Below are 13,361 nucleotides of genomic sequence, written 5' to 3' on the forward strand. Positions count from 1 at the left end.
GACATGACTGACCTTTCCTGGCTGATTGCCCGGCCTGTCGCCCATCGCGGCTTTCACGACATGAACAAGACGCGCTGGGAAAACACCCTCTCCGCCTTTGCCGCCGCGGCCGAACGCGGCTATGCCATCGAATGCGACGTGCACCTGTCGTCGGACGGAGTTCCCGTCATCATCCATGATGGGGACTTGCAGCGGCTGACCGGGCACGACGGTTTCGTCTGGCAGCGCACGGCGGCCGAACTGGCGGCGCTCAGGGTCGGCGGCACGTCTGATCATGTGCCGACGCTGCGCGAGGTGCTCGAGCTGATCGACGGCCGGGTGCCTCTGGTGGTCGAGCTGAAAGGCGTGGCTGGATATGACAATGGCCTGGTGGCGAGCGTCGGCAGGCAGCTCAAGCGCTACAAGGGCAAGGTGGCGATCATGTCGTTCGACCACTGGCTGATCCGCGATTTCGCCAAGGACGCGCCGGGCATACCGGCTGGATTGACCGCCTATGGCAAGGACGACAGGCTGATCGAAGCACATTTCGCCATGCTGGCGCATCAGATCGCCTTCACCTCCTACGCAGCGGGCGACCTGCCAAATCCATTCGTCAGCTTTGTCCGTGAACGGCTCAAAATGCCGGTCATCACCTGGACGGTGCATGACCAGCCGGCGGTCGACCTTACATTCAAATACGCGGACCAGATGACGTTCGAAGGGTTCGAGCCTGATCTGGTCAAAGTCGCTTGAGGCAGGGTGCCTGGAACGTGACTTGTAGCGGTCCGGATGGAGCTTAAATAAGCCTCATGGATCAGGGCGACGACGGCGACGGGCAAACGGTTGATGCGGAGTATGCGATCCGCATTGCGGCGGGCATCGGCGCCTTCACCTGCGAAGAGTGGAACGGTTTCGCGGGAACCACGCGCAGTGATGCCGAAAACGGTTATAACCCCCTCGTTTCATATGCTTTTCTGAGCGCACTCGAGGATTCCGGCTGCGCCGTGCGGCGCACCGGCTGGCAAGGTCATCATCTCAGGCTAGAGAATGGTCAAGGCACGCTGCTCGGCGCGGTCCCCTGCTATCTCAAATCACACAGCCAGGGCGAATATGTGTTCGATCACGGCTGGTCGGATGCCTTCGAGCGCGCCGGCGGCCGTTACTATCCCAAGCTGCAATGCTCGGTACCGTTCACGCCGGTCACCGGCCCTCGCCTGTTGGTGAGCAGGGGCCAGGATTCCAGCACCGTCAAGGCCGGGCTCGCCGCGGGATTGAAGGCGGTGACGGAAAGGCTCGGCGTCTCTTCCGCTCATGTTACCTTCGCGCAGGAGAGCGACGTGGACGTGCTGGAGGCGGCGGGCTTCCTGCATCGCACCGACCAGCAGTTCCACTTCGTCAACGAGGGCTTCTCGACCTATGACGATTTCCTCGCCACGCTCGCCTCGCGCAAGCGCAAGGCGATGAAAAAGGAGCGGCGCGAGGCGCTTGCCGACGGCATCTCCATCGACTGGCTTACCGGCAAGGACCTTACCGAACGGGCCTGGGACGACTTCTTCGCCTTCTACATGGACACCGGCAGCCGCAAATGGGGCCGGCCCTATCTGAACCGCGAATTCTTCTCGCTGATCGGCGAGCGCATGGCCGACGACATCCTGCTGGTGATGGCCAGGCGCAACGGCCGCTATATTGCCGGCGCCATCAACTTCATCGGCTCGGATGCGCTCTACGGCCGCAACTGGGGCTGTATCGAGGATCATCCCTTCCTGCATTTCGAGGTCTGCTATCACCAGGCCATCGACTTCGCCATCGAACGCAAGCTGAAGGTGGTCGAGGCGGGCGCACAGGGCGAACACAAGCTGGCGCGAGGCTACCGGCCGGTGATCATGCATTCCGCGCATTACATCGCCCATCCCGGCCTGCGCAACGCCGTCGCCGACTATCTCAGGCGCGAACGGCGCGAGGTTGAACGCATGGGCGAATACCTGGAAGAGCACACGCCGTTCCGCAAGGATCTCGAGGTGTAGGCCATCCTGCAGGGCAGGAGCATATGTAAGGTTCGGCATCCCTTGGGTTGGCAGTGCACGCCTGTCGAGATCGGCTTCATCGATCTCGCCCGATCGTCTTGCCGCTCACGAGAGGCTTCGCTACACCAACTGGCGAGGCACAATCCGGAGCGTTCGCCATGGCCGAAACCGCCTATGACACCGACAACATCTTTGCCAAGATCCTGCGCGATGAAATTCCCTCGCACCGCGTCTACGAGGACGAAGCGGTCGTTGCCTTCATGGATGTGATGCCGCAGGGGCCAGGCCACACGCTTGTGGTGCCGAAGGCGCCGTCGCGCAATCTGCTCGACGCCGATCCGGCAACGTTCGGCCCGCTTTTCACCGTCGTGCGGAAGGTGGCGGTCGCCGTCCGCAAGGCGTTCAACGCCGATGGCGTCACCGTGATGCAGTTCAACGAGCCGGCCTCCGGGCAAACCGTCTATCACCTTCACGTCCATGTCATTCCACGCTTCGAAGGCATCGCGCTGAAGCCCCATACGGGCCAGATGGAGAAACCCGAGGTGCTGGCCGAGAATGCCGGCCGGATAAAGGCCGCCTTGCTATCATGACGCCTGGCTTTCAGCGGTTCCCAGCAACTGCGACCGTCTGGGAAGGTTCCGCAGTTGCGCATCGAAAACCATGGATCCGAGCCGCCACAGCGTGATCGCCATTCCGCCGAACACATCAATCAGATTATGCCCGCCATGGATGAGGATCGGGCAGCGCGGCTGAGATTCATTCTCATCGCTCGCTTGGCGCGCGATCAGGACAGCTTGTTTGCGGAGAACGCCGAAAGCCTCTCAAACGCCGTCGGAGGCTCTACATTTTGCCTGAGCCGCCGGCGGATCGCATCCGCACATTGTGCTGGCGTCAGAAGCGATGTGTCCACTTCCAGATCATACACGCCGGGCCGGTGTACCTCCTCCTGCCACAGACGCACCGCCAACGGTACGGGATCGTCAGGCGACCCGGTCACATATCCCCTCCCCGCCGGACTGGCGGCATGCCTCTGCAGGATGATTTCAACCGGGCAGCGGACACCGACAAACAGAACCGGCAGGCCTGCGAGGCGCCGGGCGCAATCGACAAGGCAATCAAGGGGTTGCGAATAGCTGTCGTGATGGCCGAGATCGGCCACGATATTCAACCCCACCCTGCTGTGGGCGGCGATCGATTCGTAGAGCGCGGCATAGAACCGAGGCACGAGACCCTCGAGATCCGGGCGCTCGCCGCCGGGCCGCAAACCTATCCCCGGGCGACAGCGCAGCGGTGTGACCTGCTCATAGATGTCGACTCCCAAATTCATCCATAGGCCCTCGAAGCTCTCCAGAACTGCCTGGACGATGCTTGATTTCCCCGATCGCGGTGCGCCGTTGAGGATGATGATCTGACCTGGTCCGGACATAAAATTCCCAATCTCATGGAAATGAACGCACGCAGCCATCTGGCGAACGGCTGTTGTTCGCAATGCTGCTGTAATCCTGACGGATGACAAGGGCGCCGGCGAGACGTGGACGTGCAATGCGGGTTCTGTTGATCGAGGACGAAAGAGAAATGGCTGACGCGCTCACCAGGGCGCTTGGCAAACAAGGCGTCGTCGTCGATCACACCGTGCTCCTTGGCGATGCTATCGAACTGTCGCGCCAGCACGTCTATGAGGCAATCCTGCTCGACCGAACATTGCCGGATGGTGAGGGACTGAGCTTCATTCCCAGGCTGCGGGCGGCAGGTGTCGATGCGCCGGTGATCGTCCTGACGGCACGCAATGAGCCAAGAGAGCGCATTGAGGGGCTCGATGCCGGCGCCGACGACTATCTGGGCAAACCATTCCTGATCGATGAACTGATGGCGCGGCTGCGGGCGGTGTTGCGCAGGCCAGCAGCCTTGGCGGAGCCGCGGATCACCGTTGGCATGGTCACCATCGACCCGCTGAATTTCAGCGTGACGGTCGGGTCCAGCCCCGTCGATATACCGAGACGCGAACTGTCCGTCCTGCTCGCCCTGGCAAAGCGACGCGGAAAGACTGTCATCCGCTCCACGCTGGAAGAAGCCGTCTACAACTACGAGGACGAGATCCAGTCGAACGCCATCGACGCCCATATTTCGCGCCTGCGCAAAAGGCTGACGGATGCCGGCGCTGGGGTGGCCATCCACAACATCAGGGGCGTCGGTTATCTCCTCAGGGAAGTAAGATGATGCAGCGGGGCGCCTCGCTGCGGTGGACGTTGATCTGGCAGCTCAGCGTTGTGCTGACGTCAGTCGTTGCCGCCGTCATTGTCGGCCTGTGTTTCTACGGAAAAAGGGTCCTTTCGCCCAACGTGGCCCTGGAGCACAGGCTCACCGCTGCCATAGCCGAATCCATCAAACTCGGCCCTCGGCGAAATATCGAGATCCAGGACAGGCCGAGCCTGACCTCGCTCAAGCAGGAGAACAAGAACCTCTGGTATGTCATTGTCACAACTGACAGCAGGTCGGTCTCCTTTGGCGCCATACCGCCGGTCTATCTCGACGTCGCGCGCAACGTGCACCTCTTTCACGATGCCGACTTGCGCGGCGTCGACGGCACGGACGAGATCGCATCGATCGAAGAGTTTGATACGCCAGCCGGCGAGATGCGGATGCTGTTCGGCGGAAATTCCGGCAATGACTCGGTTCTGGTCACACTGATAAAAGAGGTGAGACGGATATATGTGCCTCTGCTGGCCCTCGCCCTGCCGGCGATATTCCTTAGCGTGCCCCGGATTGTCCGCCGCGCCCTCACCGGCCTGAACGACGTCGTTGGCAAGGCGATGGAGATCGAGCTTCGCAGCCAGGGCGCTCGCCTTCCAACCGAAGCCGTTCCGCGCGAAGTCGTGCCGCTGGTGGCGGCATTCAACGGGGTTCTGGAGCGTCTCGAGCGCGAATTTCAAAAGCGCCAACGTTTCCTGGTCGATGCCGCCCATGAGCTTCGCACCCCCATTGCAATCATGCAGACGCGGATCGAGGGAATGGAATATGGCCAGGATCGCGAACGCCTGCTGCAAGATGTCGCCCGGCTTGGCGAAACCGCCGAACAACTGCTCGATTTCGAGCGCAACGACCAGAACAGGGAAAATTACGGGACAGTCGATCTCGTCGATATCGCGAGGACCGTCGTGGCCGACCTTGCGCCGCTTGCGATAGCGGCCGGCTACGAGATCTCCTTCCTTCGCGAAATCGATGGATTGGAGCGCCAGGGCAACCGTCCCGCGCTGGTCAGGGCGATAACCAATCTGGTCCGCAATGCCATCGAGCATGGGGGAAATCGCGGCATGATCTCGGTGTCCGTCACCGCCGATGGGCAGATCACCGTGGCCGATCAGGGCCAGGGGATATCGCTGGACCAGCAGGAGCTCGTCTTCGAGCCGTTCTATCGCACCACGCCGCGCAGCACCGGCGCCGGACTGGGGCTGGCTCTCGTCAGGCAGATCGTCACCAATCACGGCGGGCACGTGGCGGTCGACAGCGGGAGCCACGGAACGATGTTCCGCATCCAGATGTGACCGAGACCAGGGCACGCTGCACGGGCAGATCAGACGATGCCATTCGTCTGACGATGGATGTCCAAGCCGCGTAATGTTGCTGTAATTCAGTGACTTCAGGACTCTTCCCGTCGATCAACAAGGGAAGGCCCGACGACCAATGCTCAACACTGTAACACCTAGACCACGCGCCGCGGCCACGTGGTCGGCCCGGATGCTGCGATTGAAGATTGCTTGTATCGGGCTGTCTCTGGCGCTTGCCGGTTGCAGTTCCGTTCCCCTCAAGGAGGCAGGAACCTTGACCTCCTACAATCAGCTCGGCCCGGCAAAGGGCAAGTTCAACAAATCACGTACGTTCGTGGATGCCAAAGCACTGGGGAGCATCAGATCCGTCAGCATCTCGCCGACCGTTTTTTCCCCGAGCGCCGCCTCCCGTGTCAAGGAGGCTCGGGATCGCGCTCTGGTTCTCAACGCACTCGACCGGGCTATGTGCGTCGCGCTGAGCGACAAATACCAGGTGGTCCCTGCCGGCCAGCCTTCGGATCTAACCGTCAAGACCGTGATCGCCGACCTCGTGCCTACGGACAAAATCACTGCGGGCGTCTCCAAGGCGGTTTCTCTGGGCAGCAGCGCCGTGCTGCCGGTTTCCATTCCGCGCCTTCCCCTGGGTTTTGGAGGGCTCGCGGTCGAGGCCGAGGCACTTGACCGGAACGGCACGCAACGCGCAGCCATGGTCTGGTCCCGCGGAGCGAACTCCTTTACCACCGAGGCCAGGGTCTCAGAGATCGGCGACGCGTACAGTCTGGGCACTACTTTCGGAAACGACTTTTCGCGCATGCTCGTCACCGGCAAGGCGCCATCGGGATGGCATATCTCGATACCGTCGGGTCAACGCATAAAATCGTTCCTCGGCGGCAAGCCGAAATACGCGGCCTGCGAGGTCTTTGGCCGCGCGCCCGGGCTGTTCGGCATGGTCGGCGCCAAGGTGGGAGCACCACCGTCCTGGACGGACAAATCAGCCAAAACCCGCCCAACGTCGCTTGCTGTCCAGGGGCCGCCGGCAACGCTTCAATGATCGTCCTGTCCCAACAAAAAAGCCCCGTTTCCGGGGCTTTTTCGAGGGAGTGCCTATCAGCTCTTGCGCGGCAGTTGCGGCACCAGGCTGCGCTTGCCGCCGTCCTTGCCCTTGGGCTCGGGTTTCTGCGCGACGGCCTTCTTGGCTGCCGGCTTCTTGGCCGCTGCCTTGCGCGGCTTGGGGGCGTCTTCCGGTTCTTCCTTCTTGGGCTTCACCGGTGCCTCGTCGGCGAGCGATTCGAGCTTCAGGCCGGTCTCGCCGGTTTCCTTCTTCTCGACGCTGACGCGCACCGTGCCGCCCTTCTTGAGCTTGCCGAACAGCACTTCGTCTGCCAGCGGCTTCTTGATGTGCTCCTGGATGACGCGGCCGAGAGGACGCGCACCCATGCGCTCGTCATAGCCCTTGTCGGCGAGCCAGGCGATCGCCTCCGGCGACAGGTCGAAGGTGACGCCACGCTCGGAGAGCTGGGCCTCCAGCTGCATGACGAACTTCTGCACCACCTGATGGATGACCGGCACCGGCAGCGAGCCGAACGGGATGATCGCATCGAGACGGTTGCGGAACTCCGGCGTGAACAGCCGGTTGATCGCCTCGACATCGTCGCCTTCGCGCTTGGTCGAACCGAAGCCGATCGCCGCGCGCTGCGCATCCGACGCGCCCGCATTGGTGGTCATGATCAGGATCACATTGCGGAAGTCGATCTGCTTGCCGTTGTGGTCGGTCAGCTTGCCATGGTCCATCACCTGCAACAGGATGTTGAACAGGTCCGGATGTGCCTTCTCGACCTCGTCCAGCAGCAGCACGCAATGCGGATGCTGGTCGACGCCGTCGGTCAAAAGGCCGCCCTGATCGAAGCCGACATAGCCGGGAGGCGCGCCGATCAACCGCGATACGGTGTGGCGTTCCATGTATTCCGACATGTCGAAACGGATCAGTTCGACCCCGAGCGAAGCGGCCAATTGCTTGGCGACTTCGGTCTTGCCGACGCCGGTCGGACCCGAGAACAGGTAGGAGCCGATCGGCTTCTCCGGTTCGCGCAGGCCGGCACGCGCCAGCTTGATCGCCGAGGTCAGCGCGGTGATCGCGGTGTCCTGGCCATAGACGACGCGCTTCAGCTCGATGTCGAGCCCCTGCAGCACCTTCTCGTCGTCGGCCGAAACCGTCTTCGGCGGGATGCGCGCCATGGTGGCGATCGTCGCTTCGATCTCCTTGATGCCGATGGTCTTCTTGCGCTTGGCCTCCGGCACCAGCATCTGCGAGGCGCCGGTCTCGTCGATCACGTCGATCGCCTTGTCCGGCAGCTTGCGGTCGTTGATGTAGCGCGCCGACAGCTCAACCGAAGCCTTGATGGCTTCCGTCGTGTAGCGGACCTTGTGGAACTCCTCGAAATAGGGCTTCAGACCCTTCATGATCTCGATGGCGTCCTCGATAGTCGGCTCGTTGACGTCGATCTTCTGGAAGCGACGTACGAGCGCGCGGTCCTTCTCGAAGAACTGGCGGAACTCCTTGTAGGTGGTCGAACCGATGCAGCGGATCGCCCCCGAAGACAGTGCCGGCTTCAACAGGTTCGACGCATCCATGGCGCCGCCCGACGTCGCACCGGCGCCAATGACGGTGTGGATCTCGTCGATGAACAGCACAGCGCCCGGATAATCCTCGAGCTCCTTGACGACCTGCTTCAGCCGCTCCTCGAAATCGCCGCGATAGCGCGTGCCGGCCAAAAGCGTGCCCATGTCGAGCGCGAAGATGGTGGCGTTGTGCAAAACCTCCGGAACATCACCTTCGACGATGCGCTTGGCGAGGCCCTCGGCGATCGCGGTCTTGCCGACGCCGGGATCGCCGACATAGAGCGGATTGTTCTTGGAGCGGCGGCACAGCACCTGGATGGTGCGATTGATCTCGGACTCGCGCCCGATCAGCGGATCGATCTTGCCGGCCTTGGCCTTGTTGTTGAGATTGACGCAATAAGCGGTCAGCGCGTCCTGCTGCTGCTTTTTCTTGCCACCTTCCTCTTGCGGCTCGGCGCCGTTCGCGCCGCCCTGCTCGTCATCGGCCCCGCGCGGCGAACGCGTCTCCGACGCGCCCGGACGCTTGGCGATGCCGTGCGAGATGTAGTTGACCGCGTCGTAACGGGTCATCTGCTGTTCCTGCAGGAAGTAGGCGGCATGGCTCTCGCGTTCGGCGAAGATGGCGACGAGCACGTTGGCGCCCGACACTTCCTCGCGGCCAGACGATTGCACATGGATCACCGCGCGCTGAATGACGCGCTGGAAGCCGGCGGTCGGCTTGGAATCCTCGTCATAGCCGGTGACCAGATTGTCGAGCTCGGTGTCGATATAGGTCAGAACAGTGTGCTTCAACTCGTCGAGATCGACATTGCAGGCGCGCATGACGGCGGCGGCCTCGGTGTCGTCGATCAGGGCGAGCAGCAGATGCTCAAGGGTTGCATATTCATGGTGCCGCTCGTTGGCGAGCGTCAGCGCTTGGTGAAGCGCCTTTTCCAGGCCTTGGGAGAAAGCCGGCATGTTACCTCACTTCTTCTCCATCACGCATTGCAGCGGATGCTGATTTTGTCGGGCGAAATCCATGACCTGGGACACTTTGGTCTCGGCCACCTCGAATGTATAGACCCCGCACTCGCCCACTCCATGATTGTGAACATGAAGCATGATGCGTGTGGCGGCTTCGCGGTCCTTCTGGAAAAAACGCTCCAGCACGTGAACCACGAACTCCATCGGTGTGTAGTCGTCGTTCAGGATGAGGACCCGATAGAGGCTGGGTTTCTTGGTCTTGGTCTTTGTGCGCGTGATGACCGCCGTGCCGCGGCCGGCCTCATTGCCGTCGCCGCTGCCGTTCTGCATCCGTGCCCTGGTGGCAGTCAAACCGATCGTCACGTAATCCTGCCTCTTTCGAATCCTCATGCGAGTTCGACATGTAGGTGTTCGATGGACGATTTTAAGCCCTTCTGGTTAGCTGACAATATGGCTAGGTGCCCAACTTGGCGGATTTTCGCAATCGTGAAGGCGAGCCAGGCCCCTGATCGGAAATTGACACGAAAAAACCCGGCCGCGCTTGCGCGGCCGGGCTCTGTCTGGGCCCAATGGGCCAAATCCCGGTACTGCCGGACGAGTTATTTCGCCTTGGCAACGATCGATTCGAACGGCTTATAGGCTTCCTTGGCGAGTTCGGCATAGAGGTCGCCGATCTTGGTGGCCTCGGCGACGAACGCCTCATAGGACTGCTTGGCATAGTCGGACTGGACCTCGATCGCCTTGTCGAGCGACTTGGCCGAGACAATCTTCTCGAAAGCGGCGCTGCCGGCCTCGAAGCTCTTCTTGGTATATTCGCCGGCCTCGGCCGCAATTGCCTGCGCGCCCTTGGACAAGGAGGCAAAGCTCTTCAATCCGGTGTCGGCGAACTCTTTGCCGTATTTGCTGAAGTCCTCGTAGGTCTGCGTCATTTCAATTCTCCCTGGACGGTTGATGCGCCCTGCCCCGAGCGCCTTGTGCAATGCACCCGAATATATTGTGCGGCGCACAAAAGTCAAGAAATCGCCTGCTTCTGTCCCAGCCGGCGGGGGCAATGGCTAAAATTCGAATAAAGAGAGGATCAAACCACCAGAAAATGGTGAACGCGGCGGTTACCATAAACGGATTGGTAACGCTGGCTCGATAGCTTGCCGGAAGCGAGGCAGGATCCCTTTGCCGCCTCCAGCGCAACAAGAAATTCAAAGGAACTATCAGTGCGTCAGGCGTTGTCGGGCATCGTTTCCAAATCCGTGTCCCCTTTCAAAACGATCATGATCATCGCCGCGGCGATGACCATCGTCGTTGCAGGTGCGGCCTCGTCGCTCGCCGCGAAGTCCGCGGCCATCGTGGTCGACGCCAAGACCGGCAAGGTGCTCTACTCCTCGGATGCCAACGCCCGGCGTTATCCCGCCTCGCTTACCAAGATGATGACGCTTTATTTGACTTTCGAGGCTCTGGCCAAGGGCAAGATCAGCCGGAACTCGCCGGTCGTCTTCTCGGCTCATGCCGCGGCAGAGCCGCCGACGAAGCTTGGCGTGAAGCCGGGCGGGTCGGTGGCGGTCGAGACCGCCATCCTGTCGATGGTGACCAAATCGGCCAATGATTCGGCCACCGCGCTCGGCGAAATGCTCGGCGGCAACGAGACCAACTTCGCCCGCATGATGACTGCCAAGGCGCGGCAGCTCGGTATGAACGGTACCGTGTTCCGCAACGCCAACGGCTTGCCCGATCCCGGCCAGTTCACCACTGCGCGCGACATGGCAACGCTCGGCATCGCGCTGCGCGAACATTTCCCGCAATATTACGGCTATTTCTCGCAGCGCTCCTTCCTCTATGGCCGCCAGCGCATCAACGGCCACAACCGCCTGCTTGGACGCATCAAGGGCGTCGACGGCATCAAGACCGGTTACACCCGCGCTTCGGGCTTCAACCTGGTTTCGTCGGTTTCCGACGGCAACCGTCGCATTGTCGGCGTGGTCATGGGCGGCACCTCGGGCAGCAGTCGCGACAATCAGATGGCGGCCCTGATCAACACTTATCTGCCGCGGGCATCGACCCGGGGCGGCGGCGATCTGGTCGCCAAGGCCGATAGCGGCAACCCGGTGACGGCATTGGCCAAGGTGCTGTTGCCCAAGCACGACGCACCGACTCCGGACGAGAAGCCGGTGGCGGTGGCAAGCGCCGATGACGCGGCCGAAGCCGTTGCTGACGACGCGGCGGTTGCCCAGGGCGACAGCGATGAAGCCGACGATACCGCAGCCGCAGAACCCAAACTGGTTGTTCCGGCAAAGAAAGTGAAGACGGTTATCGTCTCCGCCCCCAAGGTCGCCACGGCACAGGTGGTGTCCGCTTATGCCGAGCCCGCGCCGGCCGTCGACCCGGTCAACACCGCGTCGGTGCCGTCGGGTTGGGCCATTCAGGTCGCCTCGTCGCCGAAACAGTCCGAAGCCCAGGCCTTCCTCGACAAGACCACCAAGCAGGCGCCGAAGGTGCTGGCTGATGCCTCCGGCTTCACCGTCGCCTTCGACAAGGACGGCGTCACCTACTACCGCGCCCGCTTCGGCGGCTTCGGCTCCAAGACCGCTGCCTGGAAGGCCTGCACCGCCCTGAAGAAGAAGAAAATAGAGTGCTACGCCGTCCAGCAGTAGGGACGGCGTGGAAGATATCTCCCGGAAAATTTCTGCGTCGAAGGAGACTAATCGTGATTGGAGAGCAAGACGTCCTTGGCTTCGTTGATCCGCGCCGCCAGGAAAGACGTGCCGCCGATATCGGGGTGCAGGCGTTGCATCAGGCGGCGGTGCGCCTTGCGGACATCCGCCGCGGCGGCCCCCGCTTCAAGACCAAGGATCTTGTAGGCCTCCTCCTTAGTCATGGCGCCCGGACCTGGCGCAATACCCAGCCCTTCGCCACCGTGCGCCTCAGCGTTTTTGCGCCAGACGGGAAATCTGCCGTCAAGATACGTCTCTAACAGTTGCCGGCTCTCCGGGTCGCCGGAGAGTTCGCGAAACAGCTGCAGCAATTCGGCTCTGCCCATCGCACCAAGCATCTTGCCTTCATGGCGGCCTGCCAGCACAAGGCCTTCAAGGCCGCCTGTATCGTGATCGAGGTCCATTTCCAGCGCCGCTGTGCGTACGGTCGAGCGTCTCCGCGCCGGCATCGCGGCTCGCCGGTTCAGCCGCATCGAGCCGTACCAGGCAATCGCTGCGAGCAGGATGATACCGCCAAGACCGCCGCGCCCGACCAGCAGCACGGCGCCGCCGACCAATGCCAGCAAAACCGGCCCAACCTTCCTCATGTCGCCCGCAAGCCTGCTCGGGTCGGCTCGCACGAAAGCCGTTGCCAGGCCCATCAGCACCAGCAGCAATGCGACGACAGCGATGATCGCGCCCATCATGTTCGGCTGCCCCGCAAATGGCCGGCGATCAGCGGTATTTCCAGACTATTCCTGAACATGCGCACGCCGCCACCGTGCGCAGTTCCTGCGCCGCAGTCATGACCCTGCGCGACACATGGTCCGCATCCCACGCCGCGGCGCGATGTGGTGGGCGCGGATGCGTCAGATATCGAAACCGGATGGTTCCTATCGCTCATGGTTTTCAAGATGTGGCGTTGTCGCGACGCTTGCAAGTCCAACGGACAGCAACATTGAGGGCCAGCAACCGCAGTCCGCCTATGCGGGCCGACCATGCCGCCAGATCGCCCGGAAGCAAGCCCATGGGCTGCTCGGAACAAGCCGATGGTGATTCAAAGCAGGCCCAGATCGGCGAGCTCGCGCCGGAGTTTCGGCGGCATTTCGACCTGCCCCGGCTTGCCCTTGCCGAGATCGGCAGGTGCATCCGATGGCTTTAGATAGCGCCAGCCCTGAAAGGCGCGGCGCGGCTGCCAGTCGGTGCGCACCACTTGCGGATCCAGCATCAGATGGCAGCGGCCGATGCCCTCGTCATCGGTGAACGGCCGGATCTCGGTGATCAACTGGCGGCATTGGACGCTGCCCTTGATCACCCAGTAGAGCGAGCCGCCGTTGACAATCTCATCGCCACGCGTCGGCACCATGCGGGTGGTGTGCCAATGCTCGGTCGGTTCGCCGGCACGGCGCCGCTCGTCGAGGCGGAACGCGATCCATTCTTCGAGATCCTCGACGCTGTCGCAGCCGACGCAGAGCTTTAGGAGGTTGAGAGCCATTGCCCAAGATTTAATCCGTCGCACGGATGCGTCAACGGCCTGAGCAAGTTCT

The 13,361-nt window shown here is 62.0% G+C and carries 13 protein-coding genes; 7 read left to right on the forward strand and 6 right to left on the reverse strand.

Going from position 1 to position 13,361, the window contains the following annotated elements; genetic code table 11:
• Window positions 1-3 precede the first annotated feature (3 nt).
• The 3 genes from LB566_RS12800 (at window position 4) to LB566_RS12810 (ending at window position 2,593) form a co-directional block, all read left to right on the forward strand.
• Window positions 4-732 (forward strand): glycerophosphodiester phosphodiesterase, encoded by a 729-nt coding sequence (locus LB566_RS12800; RefSeq protein ID WP_224624652.1) that lies wholly within the window; start codon window positions 4-6, stop codon window positions 730-732.
• Window positions 733-788: 56 nt separating this feature from the next.
• Window positions 789-2,003 carry a GNAT family N-acetyltransferase gene (locus tag LB566_RS12805; protein WP_224624653.1) on the forward strand — a complete coding sequence of 405 codons (1,215 nt, stop codon included), beginning with the start codon at window positions 789-791 and terminating at the stop codon, window positions 2,001-2,003.
• A 158-nt stretch (window positions 2,004-2,161) separates the two neighbouring features.
• The gene (locus LB566_RS12810) at window positions 2,162-2,593 is read left to right on the forward strand and encodes an HIT family protein (protein WP_224624654.1); all 432 of its coding nucleotides are present in this window, start codon (window positions 2,162-2,164) and stop codon (window positions 2,591-2,593) included.
• Between the two features lie 194 nt (window positions 2,594-2,787).
• On the opposite strand, the gene LB566_RS12815 is transcribed toward LB566_RS12810, so the two are convergent.
• A complete protein-coding gene (locus LB566_RS12815; protein ID WP_224624655.1) occupies window positions 2,788-3,429 on the reverse strand; it encodes a chloramphenicol phosphotransferase CPT family protein in 642 nt (213 codons plus the stop codon).
• Window positions 3,430-3,545: 116 nt separating this feature from the next.
• On the opposite strand from LB566_RS12815, the gene LB566_RS12820 reads away from it, so the two are divergent.
• The 3 genes from LB566_RS12820 (at window position 3,546) to LB566_RS12830 (ending at window position 6,599) form a co-directional block, all read left to right on the forward strand.
• Window positions 3,546-4,220 carry a response regulator transcription factor gene (locus tag LB566_RS12820; protein ID WP_140548337.1) on the forward strand — a complete coding sequence of 225 codons (675 nt, stop codon included), beginning with the start codon at window positions 3,546-3,548 and terminating at the stop codon, window positions 4,218-4,220.
• Window positions 4,217-5,545 carry a sensor histidine kinase gene (locus LB566_RS12825; RefSeq protein WP_411910472.1) on the forward strand — a complete coding sequence of 443 codons (1,329 nt, stop codon included), beginning with the start codon at window positions 4,217-4,219 and terminating at the stop codon, window positions 5,543-5,545. The genes LB566_RS12820 and LB566_RS12825 overlap by 4 nt, the downstream gene beginning before the upstream one ends.
• A 193-nt stretch (window positions 5,546-5,738) precedes the next feature.
• Window positions 5,739-6,599 (forward strand): DUF3313 domain-containing protein, encoded by an 861-nt coding sequence (locus tag LB566_RS12830; protein WP_224624656.1) that lies wholly within the window; start codon window positions 5,739-5,741, stop codon window positions 6,597-6,599.
• A gap of 56 nt (window positions 6,600-6,655) precedes the next feature.
• Here the strand turns inward: LB566_RS12830 and clpA are convergent, their stop codons facing one another.
• The 3 genes from clpA to LB566_RS12845 all read right to left on the reverse strand — a co-directional run bounded on the left by clpA (window position 6,656) and on the right by LB566_RS12845 (window position 10,059).
• Entirely contained in the window at window positions 6,656-9,124 is a 2,469-nt protein-coding gene (clpA, locus tag LB566_RS12835) for an ATP-dependent Clp protease ATP-binding subunit ClpA (protein ID WP_140548333.1), read from the reverse strand.
• A 6-nt stretch (window positions 9,125-9,130) separates the two neighbouring features.
• Window positions 9,131-9,460, reverse strand: coding sequence for an ATP-dependent Clp protease adapter ClpS (gene clpS / locus LB566_RS12840; RefSeq protein WP_027051901.1), 330 nt, complete (start codon window positions 9,458-9,460; stop codon window positions 9,131-9,133).
• 269 nt (window positions 9,461-9,729) lie between these two features.
• On the reverse strand, window positions 9,730-10,059 hold the full coding sequence (locus LB566_RS12845; RefSeq protein WP_140498728.1) for a phasin family protein: 330 nt from the start codon (window positions 10,057-10,059) through the stop codon (window positions 9,730-9,732).
• Window positions 10,060-10,341: 282 nt separating this feature from the next.
• On the opposite strand from LB566_RS12845, the gene LB566_RS12850 reads away from it, so the two are divergent.
• On the forward strand, window positions 10,342-11,775 hold the full coding sequence (locus LB566_RS12850) for an SPOR domain-containing protein (RefSeq protein ID WP_224624657.1): 1,434 nt from the start codon (window positions 10,342-10,344) through the stop codon (window positions 11,773-11,775).
• 47 nt (window positions 11,776-11,822) lie between these two features.
• On the opposite strand, the gene LB566_RS12855 is transcribed toward LB566_RS12850, so the two are convergent.
• Both LB566_RS12855 and LB566_RS12860 read right to left on the reverse strand, forming a co-directional pair.
• Window positions 11,823-12,521 carry a DnaJ domain-containing protein gene (locus LB566_RS12855; protein WP_224624658.1) on the reverse strand — a complete coding sequence of 233 codons (699 nt, stop codon included), beginning with the start codon at window positions 12,519-12,521 and terminating at the stop codon, window positions 11,823-11,825.
• A 350-nt stretch (window positions 12,522-12,871) separates the two neighbouring features.
• The gene (locus tag LB566_RS12860) at window positions 12,872-13,309 is read right to left on the reverse strand and encodes a DUF1489 family protein (RefSeq protein ID WP_224624659.1); all 438 of its coding nucleotides are present in this window, start codon (window positions 13,307-13,309) and stop codon (window positions 12,872-12,874) included.
• Between the last annotated feature and the right edge of the window lie 52 nt (window positions 13,310-13,361).

It is taken from the genome of Mesorhizobium sp. CA13, from assembly GCF_020165235.1.
In the GTDB taxonomy this organism is placed as follows: Bacteria; Pseudomonadota; Alphaproteobacteria; order Rhizobiales; family Rhizobiaceae; genus Mesorhizobium.